The sequence below is a fragment of the Chengkuizengella sediminis genome, from assembly GCF_010078385.1.
GTDB classification, from domain to species: Bacteria; Bacillota; Bacilli; order Paenibacillales; family KCTC-33759; genus Chengkuizengella; species Chengkuizengella sediminis.
Map to the genome: position 1 here is coordinate 1 of NZ_SIJC01000001.1, position 19,133 is coordinate 19,133.

Consider the following 19,133-nt stretch of genomic DNA (forward strand, 5'->3'; position numbering starts at 1 on the left):
CGGTGATGAACTTGCTTCTGAGGATCATGAAGACGGTTTTACACCGTATTATTTTGTTTATGCTTATAAAGATGGGGAGTATATGGGGACTTCTAAAATTTCGTCTACCACGTACACGGATGAAAATTATGATGGTCAGCCTCATAATTATCAATTAAGATTATATGTAAAGGCGAACTGGGATAACGTTTTATATGACTCAGGTTTGATTATGGTTTCAGACCCACAATCATAAAGTTAATTCAAGCTACACGTAATCTAAACTTTTCACCACCTGAGTTCAATTTTATTGGACTCAGGTATTACATGTTACCCACATCCTATATTAATTAGTGTATTCATAATTGATTCAATATTTTCAGAAAGAGATTGCATTATCTCCAACTGACATCATAACTGGACTACTCATTTCTCCCTGTTGCACTGCGTTTTCCAATATTTATATATCACTATAATAAATACTATATAACTGAAAAATATAAAAAACTTGTATTTAAGAAATGGAAAATGAGCAACCATACATTGAATACTGCAAAGTCACTCTTTATGTCTAGTTAAGGTAACTATCACCAAGTTAAAAGTTCGAATAACTTACAGTTTTTATTTTAGAACTGTATTATTTGATTTTAATGCTTCTGTAAAAAGACTCACTATCGTTTCTTTATATTGATCATTCTCGATTAAAAATGCAATTTTTTCATTTTTAAATCGTTCTTTTAAAATAAAAGACGTTAAGATACTTGAAAAAAATAATAAAGTTAATGATTCATATTCAAAAGAAGATTTGATCTTTCCTTTTTGCTTCATGATATCAAAATACTCCACTAAAATTTTCCCATTCAAATATTTATCGGGAAGGTCAATTTTTTCTCTACAGATGAATTTAATGATCTGCTTATTTTTGTTAAGCTCTCTTTCCATTATAGTCAAAATTTTAGATAAGTCTTGTTCTAGATGATACACAGCTTCATTTTCAAGGTAACTTTCGATGATTGGAAGAGGTGTCGTAATCATGGTATTAATACGTTCAAGAATTTTTTCCTTTTTGCCAAAATGTCGATAAACGGTGAGTTCTTTCATTCCTACTTTTTCAGCAATTTCTTTTATCGTTGTTGCTTTATATCCCTTCTCAGAAAATAATTCAAGAGAAGCATTGATTATTTTTTCTTTAGTAGATAATTTACCCAAAATCTTTCACTCCTTTAAAAAATTATTTTTTAATATAAGGTTTCTTTCTTCCTATTCATTTAAATTAACTTTTTTTGTTTTTTTCACCTCAGCATAAATACTAGAACGTGGTATGCCTGTTTTTTTTACGATGTCATCTAACCTCATTCCATTACTTTCACGTTCATTATATAGTATTAATGCCTGCTGTATTTTCTTTGGATCTTGAGAAGGTCTGCCCATATGTTTTCCTTGTGCTTTTGCTCGTTCTCTTCCTTCAGCTGTTCTCTCTTTGATAAGATCCCGTTCAAACTCTACAATCGCCCCAAGCATGGTGAACATTAATTTACCAGATGGAGTAGAGAAATCAATTTGTTCCTTAATGAATACCAGAGAAATACTTCTTTCATCTAATTCTCGTGCGATTTTATATAAATCAAATGTGGATCTAGCAAGTCGATCAATTTTATAAACGACTAAGGAATCTCCTGTTCTCAAATTATCTAAGGTTTTTATTAACTCTTCTCGAGCTGATTTTATACCACTTTGTTTTTCTGAATAAATTCGTTCGCATCCATATTCATTTAAAGCTTCCATTTGATTTTCTAGACCTTGATCTTTAGTAGAAACACGTGCATATCCAATAATAGACATTATTTCACTCCAGTTTCATCTAAAATTTAAATATGTTTTGTATTATTATTTATTTTAGACTATGGTTTAAATGAAAACAAGAGGTAGGTTATGGTGAAATATTATGCAAATAAAAAGGTGTGTGATTGGTATGGAAAACGAAAATTTATTTAAATGGAAGCATTCCCAACCTAAAATCATTTTTTAGGAACGAGGTTTATCTATTGCTCATACCACGATTATGCGATGGGTGCATCAATATGGACCTGAATAAGATGAACGAGTCGGCCGTCATCTGAAAACAGCCAATGATTCTTGGAGAGTTGATGAAACGTATGTGAAGGTAAAAGGAAAATGGATGTATTTATATCGTGCAGTGGATTCAGAAGGAAAGACGATTGATTTTTATCTAAGTGAAACCAGAGATAAACAAGCAGCCAAGCGCTTTTTCAAGAAAGCTTTGGCTGCTTCTCATAATAGTAAATCTCGTGTCATCACGGTAGACAAGAACCCAGCCTATCCTGTAGCTATTCAAGAGTTAAAAGAAGAGAAAATTTTACCTGGTTGTGTTCAAATAAGGCAAGTGAAATATCTCAATAATATCGTAGAACAAGACCATCGTTTATTAAGAAACGTGTGCGTCCAATGTTGGGATTTAAGTCGTTTGAAACAGCCAATTCTATATTGAGTGTTGTGGAAGCCGTTGAAAAAAGGACAGCTTCACCCAAAGGTGAAGACTGACCAAAATGAAGTTGAATTCCTACATAAATTGTTTGGAATTGCATTATAAATGGTCAATAGAACGGAATTAGTGGCTCTATGTCTCTATCAAAATGTTTTTGCACCAGAACCGCCTCAAACATGTTTCTACAAGTTGGGGGTGAACTGTTTTGTGGACGGGATCATTGGTTCCACGGGCCATACGTATTATTAATTTAGACGGGGATCAGTTGTGGTAGAGGGAGTATTAAATAATAGATTCAAAAAATGAGAAGAGAGTCTTTGTGATAAGGATCATCTAATGGAATAACTGCTTGTCCAATTTAGAAATAATTGTTTTGAATTAAAGGGCAGGATTGTTACGTATGGCAATCATGATTGATCAAAGATGATTAGTTGAAAAACTCATTTGTGCCATACTAGCTACTACAAATTGTATCATTTCCAATTAAAAGGGACTTTACATCCCCAGAATTATATATTATGATAGATATTAATATCTATTTTACCAATAATTAATAATGTAAAAAAATCACTATAAGAAAGTGGGTGATGCTTAGCGTATTTATGAAAGATCAAAGAAATAAGGAATATTTCTAAAAAATAGGAAAGGAGAAATCAAGAAAAAGTTCCCTTGTTTTTTCTATAGTGGTTTATTCTTATATCGTTCAAGTATAAATAATAGATATATATATCTATTATTTACACTTATTTTAAAAAACCTCAAACATGGGTATAAAGGTGTTCAAGTTCAATTAACATTATTGTTAGCGCTTTCATTACTAAGTGTTCATTTCCAAATAGTGGGGTTAATCAGTATCTTCAACGATGTTTACCAGTTATATATTTTTAAATCAAAGAGGAAATAAAAAATGAACATAGTTTTAATGTTTACAATAGCTTTTACTTTGTTACTGACAGTAGAAGGGTTGAAAGTAATGCTGAGTATCCAGGAAATTAAATTAATGTGGAAGAGTCCTACACTTTAGTAGTCCTAGGAAATATAATAAGATTTTTAAAATTGATAGTTAAGATTGGTAAAATGCAACGGTATTACATATTTTGGACTCAAATGGATTAAGTAGACAATAGAAGAATCCGTTTTCTGCTGGGATTTAATGTAATCATAAAATAATTGGGAGGATATACAAGATGAAAAAAGGGTTAAAAACATTATTTGTTATTACAGCTTTAGTTTCAATGTTAGTTTTAACGAATCTGATACCTGATATTGTTAGCGCATCAGAAATGGGAAATCAAAATATTACTGTAAAAGATCTCAAGCTAGAAAATGGAAAAATGATAGAGATTGATGGTAATGAAAAATTATCTGGAATACTTCCACCATTGCAGGAATTATTACCTTGGAATTCTTATAATATCGGACTTCCTTCAGATACTCAAAATTATGCTACAAACCAAACAGGATTACCCCTCGATTATGTAACAGTAGTTATAACTACTGGTGATCCTCAACAATATACTTTTCAAAAAGACCACTTACTTGCTGTAATACCTACAAATGCAGAAATAAAGATGTATAATGCACTAGAATATGGGTTTAAAGATTGGTACTTCTGGAAAAATAATATTTTTCTTGGATACCTATTACCTAATGATATTATAGAAGTTCGTTTACCTGTAAATCACACATATACTCAAGATACAGAAATTCAATTTGATGGGTATTGGAAATTGGTAAATAATAAAACGCTTTCAAGTTCTAATGGTGGAAGGATTTCTGAAGCTTATACTTTATCTAGTGGTTTTAGTGCATCACAAGCCTATTCATTGGCTGAGACATTGGGTGTAAAACTTAGCACAGAAATAGGCGGACCTTTTGCCAAAGTCAGTGCAGAAGTTAATGCTTCGCTAACTGAAACGTTCTCCAACGCTCAAACGATTACAGAAACCGATTCAAATACTACTACTTATAATTTTGGAGAAAGTAATCCAAATGGAATTCCTTTTGCTGCTGGCATATACCAATTAATGGGTCAATATACTGTAGACCCTAGTGAAAATTTACAAGATTATATAGAATATCTAGAACAAATAACTCCTGATAAATTTATGGTCGATATAAAACCATCCATTTCTTATGCTAATGACAATTTTAGACTAATTCAAATTGACTATATAGGACCTGCTATTGCCAGAAATTTAAATGCAGAAGTTGTTGAAGGAGGATTTCACTTAACGTGGGATCATTCTGAGTTTATGGAAGAGTATTTGGTAGGAACTTATAGCTATGAATTATACCGTGATGGAAAACTTATTGATAGTGTATTGAACACGAAATCTTATACTGATGAACTTGATTATTCTGAGATGACAGAGCCTCACGAATATAGTGTAAGATTGATTACCCCATTTTTAGGGGAGATGAGTGATCCCATTACAGTACCTGCAACAATAATAAAGAATTTAAATGCACAGGTCATTGAAGGAGGAGTTCAATTAACATGGGATCTTCTAGGGAATTTGGAGGAGTATTTGGCTGGACAAACTTATAGCTTTGCAGTATATCGTGATGGAGAACTCGTTAATGAAACAATCGAAAAATTTTATGAACAGAGCCTTGAACCTTCAGATATGACAGAGCCTCACGAATATAGTGTAAGATTAATTGCCCCATTTCCAGTGGGAACGAGTAATCCAGTTACAATTTCTGCTCTAGGAACAACAGCAAAGAATGTAAATGCAGAAACTGTTGAAGGAGGAATTCAATTAACTTGGGATCATGCAGAGATTATGGAGCAGTACTTTGCAGGACAATTCTTTAATTATCAAATATACCGAGATGGAGAATATGTGACTCAAACAGCATACAGATCTTTTACACATGAACTTGATCCTTCAGAGATGTCAGAGCCTCATGAATATAGTGTAAGATTAAAAGTTTATGAAGGAGGAGATACAATTTTTACAGGAGAATTCAGTGCACCAGTTACCGTACGATTTGAAGGCGTTTATCTTTTCGAAGATGTAAATTACGGAGGAAGGGTTATTTATTTTGATGAGCCTGGGCAATACATGTTAGAAGATTTTGATTTTGAAAATCAATTAAGTTCGTATATAATCATTGGTGATTATAGGTTGGTCCTAGGTACAGATATACCTGAATGGTTAAGTATTAGAGAAGTTTATGGCTCTGACCCTGATTTAAGAGATGATGTAATCAATACAGGTACCCCTGCTAATGATAATGTAGATTATATACAAGTATCTCGCTAAATAAATAAGATGAATCACTACTTAGCATTGTTAAAAGAAACCACCCTTCTTGTATACATGAGATAGCAATTTTTTCTTAATCAACCGATAGATATAATAAAATTACATTATATTGATGATTTACTAAAGGGTATCGTCAAATGGCGATATCCCTTCTGATTAAAATTATTATCAAAAAGAACTACAAGGGGTAGACCCAGCATCTCTTTCGTCACATTTTGGATTTTTAGAGTGTTATATACCAAGCAGTTTTGTAGTAAGTGAAGAGAAATAGCATTTTCTTGCTCTTTAGGCTGGTTATTTTGAATTTCACCAGTTCTTCCGAAAAAGATAAAATGATTTGCTGAGTTCCAATTTTCTATGACATTAAGTCCTTCGTGAATTTCTCTGCGAATCTCTTCATGTTGTAAGCATTCACACACAAAAATGGTTTTAATTACTTTCCCCAGTTCACTCAGAGCTTTATAGGTAGGGTGAGTTGGGTTTTTACTAAATCGTTTAAGGAGGGCTTCAGTTTCAGCTGTCCCTAATCGAATTGCAGTTGCGTATTTAATCATTTGATCATATTGCTGTTGAATTAAATCCCAATGGATGGGGTTCTTAGCCATAGCAGGTAGTAAATTCATATGCATCACCCACCCTATGATTAGGTTTATATAACTTTTGAGATCCAATATTTTTGAAATGAGGCATCAGCCGAAACCCCAATAAATGACAAAAAGCAAAAGCAACTTCACTTTGACCATGTGTGTCTACATAATTACGGTCTATTCCTTATCTGTACAATGACGAAGAAGTCCCTCGATCATCGATGCTACTGCTTAATATAAAGCAAGTCCTTGTAGTTCACGTCCTGATTACCAGCTGATACTCGTTTAAGCCCTGTATTACTCCCCAGACCATAAAGACTGAGGATCAATCGCTTTCGAATATCTGATTTATTTAACCTTTCATGGGTAGCTAATGTCTGAAAGGCATCTGTAAACCCCATTCGTAAATCTGTTTCCTTAATCATATCGACAAGTTTTACCATCCACCACCGTTTGGAAATCTCCTGTTTTAGTTGACCTAAACAGACGTAATAGAGAGCATCAACAACACTTCAAAAAAAATCGTTACTTTTATTGGTATTGGTATCACCCTGCGGACTAGAGCAGTAACCCTGTCACTAGGCCTAAAGGCTTATGAACTAAGCGAGTATTTAAATCTTAGTAGTCAACATTTAACGAAGTTGATTGATGATTCATATCCAAATCATTTACCCTATATCAAAATTGATAGTAAATAGGGTGTTTTTGCACATCCCCCCGAAATGGTATGTTAAGGAGACCCCCTCTTGAGATTTGAATAACCTAAGAGGGGGACATTGATTACTTCATTTCTGGTATAGCTGTTGATTGGCTCAATTCTAGAATGATTGCATCCATGTCAACAGACTCTTGTTGTTTATTAAACTCGTATCTTCCGTAGAGATTAATATGTTGCCATGCAACTGGAGAAATTTGTTTCATAACATCTGAATCTTGACCATTGTTTTCTATAAGCGAGCATATTAGATAAAATACTAGCATTGAAATAAATAATGCTGTTGGCGAGTAAGCGACTGCACTCCCCCCATATATATTGATCATTTTCGTTTTTGAAGCGTAGTTTGCCGAAATTAGCATAGGCTATTGCTTTGCGTAACTTATGATAACTTTCCCCTCGATTCAATGCCTTCAATTGTCCTAACGCTTTATTCTTAGTAAAAGCAGCTTTCATAAAATGGATTGCTTCAATCAATGGATCTGTACTCGAAGGGGCTACAAAATCGACCAGTATAAATATAGGTCGTAAATATCGTTTGAACCGCCTAGCCAAATAATCAATATGTTCCAATTGGAAAGAAGTTTCATCGAATTTCGTATTTGTGGTGATCTGATCCACTATGGATTTAAGTTTTTGACGTTCTAGGATAGCAAATGCCTGATCTTGAACATCCTGAAAAGGGGTACTCGCTGGAATCTGATCATCTGTAAATATTTTAAGCACTTCACCAGCTTTTTTCATGTTTTGATTGCTTTCTGCATAGTAATCGTATATTCGTTCGCTATGGACGACAGGTGGATATATGTTATTTCTGAAGAGGATCATCTGAATGTTTTGCAGCAATGACGGCTTGTATAGGGCTTGGGATTTCGACAATATACCTTGTTAAATGGACTTTATGAAGAAGGTAAATGTATGTCTATTTAAATAGTTGGCTTGAATCCTTGATATTACTGGGAATGTAAATATTTTTATGTATAAAACTTCGCAGTAGAAAAAACTCAAAAGCTAAATTTACACATATTCTTCTAAATTGGGGTAAAAGATGACCAGCTGATTTAATATTTTATCCCAATTTCTATATCTTGAATCAAATAATCCGACATCTGATTAGTCAAATGATACAATATAAAGAGGAATTAAAATGGCAATTGACCACAAAAATTTCCAATCGAAGTATTTTGATCTTACTAGAAGAGTGTTTTTGCCCATCCTTTCAAGAAATCAAGAAAAAATGAATAAACACTAGATATCAACACTTTTACTTTGTATTTATGTACAAAGTAAAAGTGCATAAAGGAGGTTTTAAGTTGAATTTTTATTTAGTCCTCAATCTTTAAGTATGCAGCTACTGGATTGGATTCCTCTACCTTTTGCCATTCTTATTGGTTAACGAGATTTTCTTTGTAATACCTTGTGTTTTTCTTCCAGCTCTTTTCAATCGCCTCTTGACAATATAAATCACTTCTAAAAAATAACCGTGTTTAGCTAGTTAGAAGGATCATTTGATCTACTTTCCCATCTCAAATCTTGATCAACTATACCTACTAAACATGTGGAAACTACAGCAAAGTCATAAACTCCTCCCAAACTATCAGCAGCATTTTCTAATATAAGGATACCTTCTCCGACCCTCGATACTGTTCCTGCAATTGTATTACTAATAACCGCAAAACTTCCTATCATATTTTTAAGCATATTAGTTGCTGGGTCTTCTATACATGCACACTTACCTTTTTTGTCATTTTTAGGTTGTTTTAATGTAAGTGGATCAGACGCGGAATCAAAACCAACTGAAAAGATAGAATGGATAGGTACATTACCATTATTAGTAAAGAGAACAAAATCTTCAACAGCTTGTATAGTGGCATTAGAAATGTTGTCCATAAGGCTACTATCAATTATATTAACTAGTGGAATAGATAGCTCTTCCAATTGTTTTAGAACACACTCCATCGGACAGACGCAGCAATCACAGATTGTTTTGTCGAAAGCTCCCATTAAAATAACCTCCTTTCATTGTAAGTTAAGATAGTATATGAGTTAAAGAGCTGTTTTGATTGGGTATTTATTGTGAGTTAAACACCTAAAATAAATTTTGATCATAATTAGCAATGGTTAATTCCACGACTGGCATTAGCGGATATTTGAATCTGGGTCCACCGACAGTCAAAATATCTTTTTAACGTTTATAATATCTGCTCAAATTCAAATACAATTTAGAAGGAGTTTTGAGTACTTTGGGACATTTCGATGAATATTTTGATGAGTTTTGCTTCCGTTTTAATCGACGTTTTAATCCGAACAATATCTTTGATCGAATGTTAAATGTATGTGCTTTATCTTCTCCTCATCCAATGTCCTGAGGTAAGTGCATAATCAGAACAAAAGTTCACATTTTATAGATTTTTGATTTTAAGAAAAAATCAGAATAGTCCTATAAACGACCATTAAAAAGAACTACTATTTAATAAGCAACTAGTTTGTAATTATATTGTAAACTAAGTTCTGTACCATATATGAATCATTAATAATGTGTTAATGTTAAGAGCCTAGTTATTAATCGCTTTGTATCAATTATTAATCACAGTTATGAGTCGATATAAAAAGGAAGATCTATTCTTGTAACTATACACAGAAAAGGTCTTCTTTATTTTATTCTGTCGAGAGAACACCTTTCTTGATCTTGATGTTTGGTGACATTAGAGTTTGATGACTTACAAACCACAAAATCCCCAAAACAGTAAAACCATTTTCAAAGAAGCGCATATAATATCTTAGTTTGATTACTTGGCTTACCTTTTTCACCAAAAAAACTTAAAAGGAGATTTAAATTCATGTCAAAATCTCATTCAGATTGTTTCCCTAGTATCACACTTAACTTACCTCAGCAGGTTACTTGTCAAGGAACGCTTACTGGTACTGTTACTAATAATGGATTTCCAGTAGAAGGGGCCGAAGTAACTCTCACCAGCTCAGAACCTAGTGACGTTAGTTTTGATCCAAACCCAGCGATAACGGATGAGAATGGGGACTATACGTCTAGTATGACGATTGCACCAGATACTCCAAGTACAGCTATCTTGGTCATTGCCTCTACGGAAGTCGATAATATTCTCATATCCGCTACTGATTTTACGGTAGGTAGTTGCCCTGCTATAATGGAGACTATTTATATTACGAATCAGTTTACAGATAATTTTTCAGCAATCGATGGTGAAACCAATACACGTATCACGACAGAAGATACTCAAAGCAAGCCCTTCAGAGTTGCCGTTACCCCTGATGGTCAGTATGCCTATATAACTAATCTCAACAGTGCCTCTGTCACCGTTGTACGTGTGTCAGATAACACCGTTATTGATAAAGTGAATGTTCAAGGGGGATCTCAAAACCTTGTCATTAGTCCCGATGGACAGTTTGTCTATGTATACAATATCGATGCACCTTCTGTGTCTGTCATACGTGTAGCTGATAACAAACTAATTGAAAATATTCCAGTAGAAGAAGGGAGCAGGCAAAACACATTTAACAATATTGATATTACTACAGATGGTCGATTTGTTTACGTGACAAATACCAATGCCAGTACGGTCTCCGTCATCAAAACGTCGGATAATTCTGTCCAAACGATCATCGCACCAGAGTTTCCGGTTGCAGTAGCTGCTGGTGAACCAAACAGCGAATTTGTCTATGTTTTGAGTGATGACCGAATTATTTCAGTCATCAGCACATCGACTCAATCAATTGTAGACACGATCGATTTGGAAGTCGAGACACCTAGCCTTCTAAACTTAATTATTACTCCAGATGGCAAATTTCTTTATGTCATTGGAAACGCTCAATTTGTAGATGTCGTTAGAACTTCAGATAACACATTTGTTTCTTCAATCGAATTACCTAACGCTAACTTTTCAACCGATCTTGTCGCTTCCTTATCCTCTGAATTTGTCTATGTAACAGCAAATCAATCTCTTGAACCATTTGGCACGTTGAATGTCATCGAAGTAGCAAGTAATTCACTCATTGCACAAGTTGAAGTAGAAAATTCCCCTCAGCAAGTAACCGTTAACTCGAGCGGTACACGTGTATATGTATCGAATTCAGATCCTGATTCAGTAGATGTCATTCAAACATCTGATAATACTCTAATCGCAAAAGTGGCTGCTGGAGGAAATGGAGGGCAAGGAATAGCGGTTACACCCTAATTAGTCCCTATTCCAACCTCTCTACAGTGCTACTAAAAAAAATCAAGACCTACAGTTCAAACTGTAGGTCCTTTATCGGTATCGTAAACGGGTATATTGTTGCCGATACGATCATAACTGGGCAACTGTTACCAAATGCACAAAATATCATTATTACACCCTCATCAAAATCACGCATACAATACATTAGTTTATATTCTATGATTACAAAAACAATTAAAAAGGAGATTTGCATTTTATGTCACAAAACCAATCAGATTTACTTGTCATTACGTTATGTGTCCCTCCTGGGATTGAATGCGAAGGAACCATCTCCGGTACCGTTACTTTGAACGGAGTACCAGTGGAAGGAGCACAAGTTTGCTTCAGTAGTTCAGCGCCGAATTCTGTCAGTTTTGATCCCAACTCTGCAACAACGGATGAAAATGGAGAGTATACCGCTACCGTAATGATCGCACCCGGTACGGATAGTACCGTCGCCACGATCATCGCCTCAACTGAAGTAAATAATATTCCTGGATCCGATACTCAGTTTACCGTTATTAGTTGTCCCACTCCTAGCATTACGTTAATTGTACCCGATGAGATTGAGTGTGAAGGTACCATTGTTGGAACGGTTTCCGTTAATGGATCACCCGTTGAAGGAGCAGAAGTGTTCTTTAGTAGTTCGGACACAACGGTTATTAGTTTTAACCCGAATCCTGCAACGACCGAGAATGGCAACTATTCCTCAACCGTTACGATCTCACCAGATACTGAAAGTACAGATGCCATGATCACAGCTTCGACTACTGTCAACAATATTCCCGTTTCCGATTCTCAATCTACCACAATAAGTTGTCCTTCAAGTACCCCGAGCATTACCTTAAACGTGCCTGAGGAAATTGAATGTGAAGGTACCATAACAGGAACGGTTTCCATTAATGGATCACCCGTTGAAGGAGCAGAAGTGTTCTTTAGTAGTTCGGACACAACGGTTATAAGCTTTGATCCCAATCCTGCAACGACAGATGAAAATGGAGAGTATACCGCTACCGTTTCCATCACTCCAGGAACAGAAAGCACAACGGCTACCATCACGGCCTCTACTACCGTCAACGATATACCGGTTTCCGACACAGAGTTGACTACGATCAGCTGCTCTACTCCTAGTATTACGTTAAACGTGCCTGAGGAGATTGAATGCGAAGGAACCATCTCTGGAACCGTTACCCTGAACGGATCACCTGTTGAAGGAGCAGAAGTGTTCTTTAGTAGTTCGGACACAACGGTTATAAGCTTTGATCCCAATCCTGCAACGACAGATGAAAATGGGGAATATTCCGCTACCGTGTCCATCACTCCAGGAACAGAAAGTACAACGGCTACGATCACAGCTTCCACCACCGTCAATAATATACCGGTTTCCGACACAGAGTCGACTACGATCAGTTGCCCTACTCCTAGCATTACCTTAAACGTACCTGAAGAGATCGAATGTCAAGGGACGATCACAGGGACCGTTACCGAGAACGGATCACCAGTTGAGGGAGCAGAAGTGTTCTTTAGTAGTTCAGAACCTGATAGCGTAAGTTTTAGTCCTAATCCAGCAACAACGGATGAAAATGGAGAGTATTCTTCCACCGTCACTATCTCACCAGATACAGAGAGCACGACGGCCACTATCACGGCTTTTACCACGGTCAACAATATTCCCGTTTCCGCTACTGAATCAACTACGATCAGTTGTCCCACTCCTAGCATTACCTTAATCGTTCCGGAGGAGATTGAATGCGATGGAACCATCTCTGGAACCGTTACCGAGAACGGATCACCTGTTGAGGGAGCAGAAGTGTTCTTTAGTAGTTCAGAACCTGATAGCGTAAGTTTTAGTCCTAATCCAGCAACAACGGATGAAAATGGAGAGTATTCTTCCACCGTCACTATCTCACCAGATACAGAGAGCACGACGGCCACTATCACGGCTTCTACCACGGTCAACAATATTCCCGTTTCCGCTACTGAATCGACTACGATCAGTTGCCCTGCGATAATGGAAACCATTTACGTGACGAATCAGTTTTCAAATAACTTTACAGCGATCGACGGGGCAACCAACACACCGATCACAACAGAACCTACGCAAACCCAACCCTTTAGAGTTGCCGTTACCCCTAATGGGCAGTTTGCCTATATAGCCAATCTGAACAGTGCCTCTGTTACCGTTGTACGCGTGTCTGATAATACCGTGATCGACACTGTCGCTGTACAGGGAGGATCACAAAACCTTGTCATTACCCCTGATGGACAATTTGTTTATGTGTACTGTATCGATGCACCTGCTGTGTCCGTCATACGTGTATCAGATAACACGGTCATTGCCACTATTCCTGTAGAACAAGGAAACCGAGGGAATACGTTTAACAATATCGATATCACGGCAGATGGACAGTTTGTTTACGTGACGAATACTACTAGCGGTACCGTCTCGGCTATCCAAACATCGACGAACACGGTCGTTCAAACGATCCCTGTTACTGGCCTTCCACTTGGAATAGCTGCTGGTGAACCAAACAGCGAATTTGTTTATGTGATCAGCAATAACCAAATCGTGTCAGTGATTAGAACCTTGGATCAAACGGTTGTCGATACGATCATAATTGGGCAACTGTCACCAAATCCACAAAATATCATTATTACACCAGATGGTGAATTTGTTTATGTGGTAGGGAACAGTCAATTTATTGCAGCCGTTAGAACTTCTGACAATTCGGTCGTTGGTAGCGTAGGGTTAAGCAGAGCAAACTTTGTAACAGATGTGATCGCTTCCCCATCCTCTGAATTTGTTTATGCAATTGCCAACCAAGTCTTTTTGAGATTTGGAACTTTTAATGTCATTGATGTAGCAACGAATACAGTCGTTACTCAAGTACAAATTGGAAATGATCCTCAACAACTGACAGTTAATACGGACGGGTCACGGGTATACGTGTCAAATAGCGCCCCTGATTCTGTAAATGTTATTCAAACGTCTGATAATACACTACTCACTACAGTCCCTTCTGGCGGGAACGGTGGGCAAGGTATAGCGGTTACTCCTTAATTCCTTATTCCCACATTTCTGTAATTTCCTACAAAGATTCAAAACCTACAGTTCAACGCTAACTTTTCAACCGATCTTGTCGCTTCCTTATCCTCTGAATTTGTCTATGTAACAGCAAATCAATCTCTTGAACCATTTGGCACGTTGAATGTCATCGAAGTAGCAAGTAATTCACTCATTGCACAAGTTGAAGTAGAAAATTCCCCTCAGCAAGTAACCGTTAACTCGAGCGGTACACGTGTATATGTATCGAATTCAGATCCTGATTCAGTAGAGTCATTCAAACATCTGATAATACTCTAATCGCAAAAGTGGCTGCTGGAGGAAATGGAGGGCAAGGAATAGCGGTTACACCCTAATTAGTCCCTATTCCAACCTCTACAGTGCTACTAAAAAATATCAAGACCTACAGTTCAAACTGTAGGTCCTTTATCGGTATCGTAAACGGGTATATTGTTGCCGATACGATCATAACTGGGCAACTGTTACCAAATGCACAAAATATCATTATTACACCCTCATCAAAATTACGCATACAATACATTAGTTTATATTCTATGATTACAAAAACAATTAAAAAGGAGATTTGCATTTTATGTCACAAAACCAATCAGATTTACTTGTCATTACGTTATGTGTCCCTCCTGGGATTGAATGCGAAGGAACCATCTCCGGTACCGTTTCTCTTAACGGATCACCTGTTGAAGGAGCAGAAGTGTTCTTTAGTAGTTCGGACACAACGGTTATAAGCTTTGATCCCAATCCTGCAACGACAGATGAAAATGGAGAGTATACCGCTACCGTTTCCATCACTCCAGGAACAGAAAGCACAGCGGCTACCATCACGGCCTCTACTACCGTCAACGATATACCGGTTTCCGATATGCAGTCGACTACGATCAGCTGCCCTACTCCTAGTATTACGTTAAACGTGCCTGAGGAGATTGAATGTGAAGGAACCATCTCCGGTACCGTTTCTCTTAACGGATCACCTGTTGAAGGAGCAGAAGTATTCTTTAGTAGTTCGGACACAACGGTTATAAGCTTTGATCCCAATCCCGCTACAACAGATGAAAATGGAGAGTATACCGCTACCGTTTCCATCACTCCAGGAACAGAAAGCACAGCGGCTACCATCACGGCCTCTACTACCGTCAACGATATACCGGTTTCCGATATGCAGTCGACTACGATCAGCTGCCCTACTCCTAGTATTACGTTAAACGTGCCTGAGGAGATTGAATGCGAAGGAACCATCTCTGGAACCGTTACCCTGAACGGATCACCTGTTGAAGGAGCAGAAGTGTTCTTTAGTAGTTCGGACACAACGGTTATTAGCTTTGATCCCAATCCCGCTACAACAGATGAAAATGGAGAGTATACCGCTACCGTGTCCATCAAAACCGGAACGCAAAGTACAACGGCTACGATCACAGCTTCCACCACCGTCAATAATATACCGGTTTCCGATATGCAGTCGACTACGATCAGCTGCCCTACTCCTAGTATTACGTTAAACGTGCCTGAGGAGATTGAATGCGAAGGAACCATCTCTGGAACCGTTACCCTGAACGGATCACCTGTTGAAGGAGCAGAAGTGTTCTTTAGTAGTTCGGACACAACGGTTATTAGCTTTGATCCCAATCCCGCTACAACAGATGAAAATGGAGAGTATACCGCTACCGCGTCCATCACACCAGGGACAGAAAGTACACCAGCTACGATCACCGCTTCTACTACCGTCAATGATATACCCGTTTCAGATACGCAGTCGACTACGATCAGTTGCCTTACCCCTAGCATTACCTTAAACGTACCTGAAGAGATCGAATGTCAAGGGACGATCACAGGGACCGTTACCGAGAACGGATCACCAGTTGAGGGAGCAGAAGTGTCCTTTAGTAGTTCAGAACCTGATAGCGTAAGTTTTAGTCCTAATCCAGCAACAACGGATGAAAATGGAGATTATTCTTCCACCGTCACAATCTCACCAGATACAGAGAGCACAACGGCCACTATCACGGCTTCTACCACGGTCAACAATATTCCCGTTTCCGCTACTGAATCGACTACGATCAGTTGCCCTGCGATAATGGAAACCATTTACGTGACGAATCAGTTTTCAAATAACTTTACAGCGATCGATGGGGAAACGAATACACCGATTACGACAGAACCTACGCAAACCCAACCCTTTAGAGTAGCAATTACTCCTGATGGACAATTTGCTTATATCGTGAATACCAATAGTGCTTCGGTTTCGGTCGTACGTGTGTCTGATAATACTGTGATCGATACAGTCGGAGTACAGGGTGGGTCACAAAACCTTGTCATTACTCCTGATGGACAATTTGTTTATGTGTACTGTATCAGTGCATCTATTGTTTCTGTCATACGTGTCTCGGATAACACGGTCATTGTCAATATTCCAGTAGGTCAAGGGAATATATTCAACTTTTTTAACAATATCGATATCACGGCAGATGGACAGTTTGTTTACGTGACGAATACTATTGGCAGTACCGTCTCGGCTATCCAAACATCGACGAACACGGTCGTTCAAACGATCCCTGTATCCGGAAATCCCTTTGCCGTAGCTGCTGGTGACCCAAACAGTGAGTTTGTTTATGTTATCAGTAACAATCGAATATTATCTGTAATCAGAGTATCGGACCAAACCGTTGTGGATACCGTAACCGTACAGCAAAATGCTCAAAACGTCATTATTACTCCTGATGGACAATTCGTTTATGTGGTAGGGAACACTCAATTTATTACAGCCGTTAGAACTTCTGACAATACGATCGTATCGACGTTCTCGATTGAGCGATTAAATTTTGTCAGAGATATTGTCGCCTCCCCATCCTCTGAATTTTTATATGCTGTTGGGAGTACAACTTTTGTAGCCATTGGCACTTGGAATGTCATTGAAGTAGCAAGTAACACCGTCATTAAACAAGTACAAATTAGTGCTAGCCCTCAACAAATTACAATTAATTCGGACGGGACTCGTGTATATAACTCCAATCAAGGAAATGATTCCGTAGAAGTCTTTCAAACGTCTGATAATACGTTAATCGCAACGGTTCCTTCTGGTGGAAATGGCGTCCAAGGAATAGCTGTCGCTGAGCCCTCTAGTTCAAAGAAGAAATAATTGGATGATATGCCCCTAGAATAAACATCTAAGACCTACAGTTCAAAACTGTAGGTCTTGTTGTTTTTAATATTGCTTCCTGTATTCAATCACGCTTACCCCAGTGTTACATAGATTCTAAATTGCGCTTTTTATCAACAATCAACCGAAGCTTTTCCCTTGGAAAAGCAGTATGTACTATGGATTAAATTTGATAAGATGAAATCCAGCTGCTCTATAAATTAAACTTTACTTTGCACCTGGTTTATGGATATTCACGTGTTTCAAGTAGAGACCAAAACCTAGAAACACAAATAGATCAATTAAAGGCTAGAAGGTGTGATCTCATTATTCAAGAGAAAATGACTGGGGCAACCTTCAAACGTCCAGAATTAGAAAAATTACTAAAACAAACTCAAAGTGATGACACAATTGTGGTAACCAGAGTTGATCGTTTAGGACGGAATACACAGCAACTATTACAACTAGTGGAAGATCTACAAACAAGAAACATTCACTTATATATAATCGAACTAGGTATTGAAGCGACACACAGAAACGGGAAGCTATTTTTAACTATCCTATCAGCACTCGCTGAAAACGAAAGAGCATTACTCACAGAAAAACGAAATGCAGGGCTAGAGAACGCGAAACGTAAAGGTATTAAGCTAGGTCGCAAGGCGAAGTCGAAAGCGAAGGTAGATTTAGCTATACAATTATGGAAGAAAGGTGAAAAGACGATTAAGGAAATAGAAGAAAGTACAGGGGTTGGAAAATCAATTCTATATCGTGAGGTAAAAAAATATGGATTAAAAAGAGAGTAGAGGTAATCGCTATACTGGGGGGGATTGCTATTTCGTTAATATACCTTTTCGGGGGGATGTGCAAAAACACCCAAATACTACTTTTCAAAAAGTGTTCATGGGTTTATGTCATATTCACTATTAATTATTGCAAGTGTCTGATGATCCTCCCACTTACCATTAATTCTTACATTTTCTTTTGCAATACCTTCTTTATGGAAGCCTGCTTTTTCTAATACTTTGATTGACCCCTTGTTATGGGGCATAACCCCCGCTTCTATTCTATGTAGATTCAGTTCTTTAAAAGCATAGTTAACAGCCAATTTCACTGCTTCAGTCATATAACCGTTTCCATTTTGTTGTTTGTCTAAATAATAACCTAACCAGCAACTTTGTAAATCACTTCTGACTACTTCTGATAATGTGATATTCCCAATTAATTTTTTACTGTCTCTAAGAAAGATTCCGAATGAATATCCTGCATCCTCTTTTGCATATAAAATACTTTTCTTAATTCTTTCCCATTGCCCCTCTAAAGTGTAAAACTTCTCATTTCTTAAAGGAGTATAAAGTTGAAAAAACGATTTGTTGTTTAATTCGAGTTTTAATAAATCCTCAGCATGAGTAGTTTCTAATAAATGTATATCAATACTTTGATTGGTTAACATATTTTGTCTCCCTTATTTATTACAAGTTCAGAATCCTCCAAAGATACTTCCCTAAGTATCATCCACAATTTGATGATCATCAGATTTACAATTTACACATAACTCAGACTTTTTTTTATCTTTATTTTCTGCTCATTGATAGTATGTTGAACTAGTATATACAATCATACCATT

Annotated in this window: 12 protein-coding genes and 2 pseudogenes; 8 read left to right on the forward strand and 6 right to left on the reverse strand. The window is 37.1% G+C overall.

The features are described from left to right. A partial coding sequence (locus EPK97_RS00005) for a hypothetical protein (RefSeq protein WP_162034557.1) occupies nt 1-235 on the forward strand: 235 nt, incomplete at its 5' end. Nucleotides 236-600: 365 nt separating this feature from the next. Here the strand turns inward: EPK97_RS00005 and EPK97_RS00010 are convergent. Together EPK97_RS00010 and EPK97_RS00015 are read right to left on the reverse strand one after the other, a co-directional pair. After that, nucleotides 601-1,188 carry a TetR/AcrR family transcriptional regulator gene (locus EPK97_RS00010; protein WP_162034558.1) on the reverse strand — a complete coding sequence of 196 codons (588 nt, stop codon included), beginning with the start codon at nt 1,186-1,188 and terminating at the stop codon, nt 601-603. 51 nt (nt 1,189-1,239) lie between these two features. Continuing rightward, nucleotides 1,240-1,821 carry a recombinase family protein gene (locus tag EPK97_RS00015; protein ID WP_162034559.1) on the reverse strand — a complete coding sequence of 194 codons (582 nt, stop codon included), beginning with the start codon at nt 1,819-1,821 and terminating at the stop codon, nt 1,240-1,242. A gap of 130 nt (nt 1,822-1,951) precedes the next feature. Here EPK97_RS00015 and EPK97_RS00020 point away from each other — a divergent pair. Beyond that, nucleotides 1,952-2,590: pseudogene (locus tag EPK97_RS00020) on the forward strand (IS6 family transposase). Nucleotides 2,591-3,672: 1,082 nt separating this feature from the next. Next, nucleotides 3,673-5,757, forward strand: coding sequence for a hypothetical protein (locus EPK97_RS00025; protein ID WP_162034560.1), 2,085 nt, complete (start codon nt 3,673-3,675; stop codon nt 5,755-5,757). Between the two features lie 170 nt (nt 5,758-5,927). On the opposite strand, the pseudogene EPK97_RS00030 reads toward EPK97_RS00025, so the two are convergent. From EPK97_RS00030 to EPK97_RS00040, 3 genes and pseudogenes are all read right to left on the reverse strand, one after another. Continuing rightward, nucleotides 5,928-6,820, reverse strand: a pseudogene (locus tag EPK97_RS00030) (Tn3 family transposase); the annotation flags it as partial. 410 nt (nt 6,821-7,230) lie between these two features. Further along, the gene (locus EPK97_RS00035) at nt 7,231-7,890 is read right to left on the reverse strand and encodes a Tn3 family transposase (RefSeq protein WP_240903647.1); all 660 of its coding nucleotides are present in this window, start codon (nt 7,888-7,890) and stop codon (nt 7,231-7,233) included. A gap of 663 nt (nt 7,891-8,553) precedes the next feature. Then, the gene (locus EPK97_RS00040; RefSeq protein ID WP_162034561.1) at nt 8,554-9,066 is read right to left on the reverse strand and encodes a hypothetical protein; all 513 of its coding nucleotides are present in this window, start codon (nt 9,064-9,066) and stop codon (nt 8,554-8,556) included. Nucleotides 9,067-9,305: 239 nt separating this feature from the next. Here EPK97_RS00040 and EPK97_RS22080 point away from each other — a divergent pair, with 239 nt between their 5' ends. From EPK97_RS22080 to EPK97_RS00060, 5 genes are all read left to right on the forward strand, one after another. Continuing rightward, on the forward strand, nt 9,306-9,431 hold the full coding sequence (locus tag EPK97_RS22080; RefSeq protein ID WP_276609456.1) for a hypothetical protein: 126 nt from the start codon (nt 9,306-9,308) through the stop codon (nt 9,429-9,431). A 471-nt stretch (nt 9,432-9,902) separates the two neighbouring features. Next, on the forward strand, nt 9,903-11,273 hold the full coding sequence (locus EPK97_RS00045; protein WP_162034562.1) for a YncE family protein: 1,371 nt from the start codon (nt 9,903-9,905) through the stop codon (nt 11,271-11,273). Nucleotides 11,274-11,511: 238 nt separating this feature from the next. Continuing rightward, the gene (locus tag EPK97_RS00050) at nt 11,512-14,355 is read left to right on the forward strand and encodes a hypothetical protein (protein WP_162034563.1); all 2,844 of its coding nucleotides are present in this window, start codon (nt 11,512-11,514) and stop codon (nt 14,353-14,355) included. A 595-nt stretch (nt 14,356-14,950) separates the two neighbouring features. Continuing rightward, nucleotides 14,951-17,509 carry a hypothetical protein gene (locus tag EPK97_RS00055; protein ID WP_162034564.1) on the forward strand — a complete coding sequence of 853 codons (2,559 nt, stop codon included), beginning with the start codon at nt 14,951-14,953 and terminating at the stop codon, nt 17,507-17,509. Nucleotides 17,510-17,742: 233 nt separating this feature from the next. Further along, nucleotides 17,743-18,312: a recombinase family protein gene (locus EPK97_RS00060; protein ID WP_240903648.1), complete on the forward strand. Its 570-nt coding sequence runs from the start codon at nt 17,743-17,745 to the stop codon at nt 18,310-18,312. Nucleotides 18,313-18,407: 95 nt separating this feature from the next. Here EPK97_RS00060 and EPK97_RS00065 read toward each other — a convergent pair whose 3' ends face one another. Then, nucleotides 18,408-18,959, reverse strand: a complete 552-nt coding sequence (locus tag EPK97_RS00065) for a GNAT family N-acetyltransferase (RefSeq protein WP_162034565.1) — start codon at nt 18,957-18,959, stop codon at nt 18,408-18,410. Between the last annotated feature and the right edge of the window lie 174 nt (nt 18,960-19,133).

Excerpts from the sequence above, each read along its gene's own strand:
- EPK97_RS00015 (WP_162034559.1), bottom strand. The coding sequence starts at position 1,821 with ATGTCTATTATTGGATATGCACGTGTTTCTACTAAAGATCAAGGTCTA.
- EPK97_RS00025 (WP_162034560.1), top strand. The coding sequence starts at position 3,673 with ATGAAAAAAGGGTTAAAAACATTATTTGTTATTACAGCTTTAGTTTCA.
- EPK97_RS00035 (WP_240903647.1), bottom strand. The coding sequence starts at position 7,890 with ATGATCCTCTTCAGAAATAACATATATCCACCTGTCGTCCATAGCGAA.
- EPK97_RS00040 (WP_162034561.1), bottom strand. The coding sequence starts at position 9,066 with ATGGGAGCTTTCGACAAAACAATCTGTGATTGCTGCGTCTGTCCGATG.
- EPK97_RS00045 (WP_162034562.1), top strand. The coding sequence starts at position 9,903 with ATGTCAAAATCTCATTCAGATTGTTTCCCTAGTATCACACTTAACTTA.
- EPK97_RS00050 (WP_162034563.1), top strand. The coding sequence starts at position 11,512 with ATGTCACAAAACCAATCAGATTTACTTGTCATTACGTTATGTGTCCCT.
- EPK97_RS00055 (WP_162034564.1), top strand. The coding sequence starts at position 14,951 with ATGTCACAAAACCAATCAGATTTACTTGTCATTACGTTATGTGTCCCT.
- EPK97_RS00065 (WP_162034565.1), bottom strand. The coding sequence starts at position 18,959 with ATGTTAACCAATCAAAGTATTGATATACATTTATTAGAAACTACTCAT.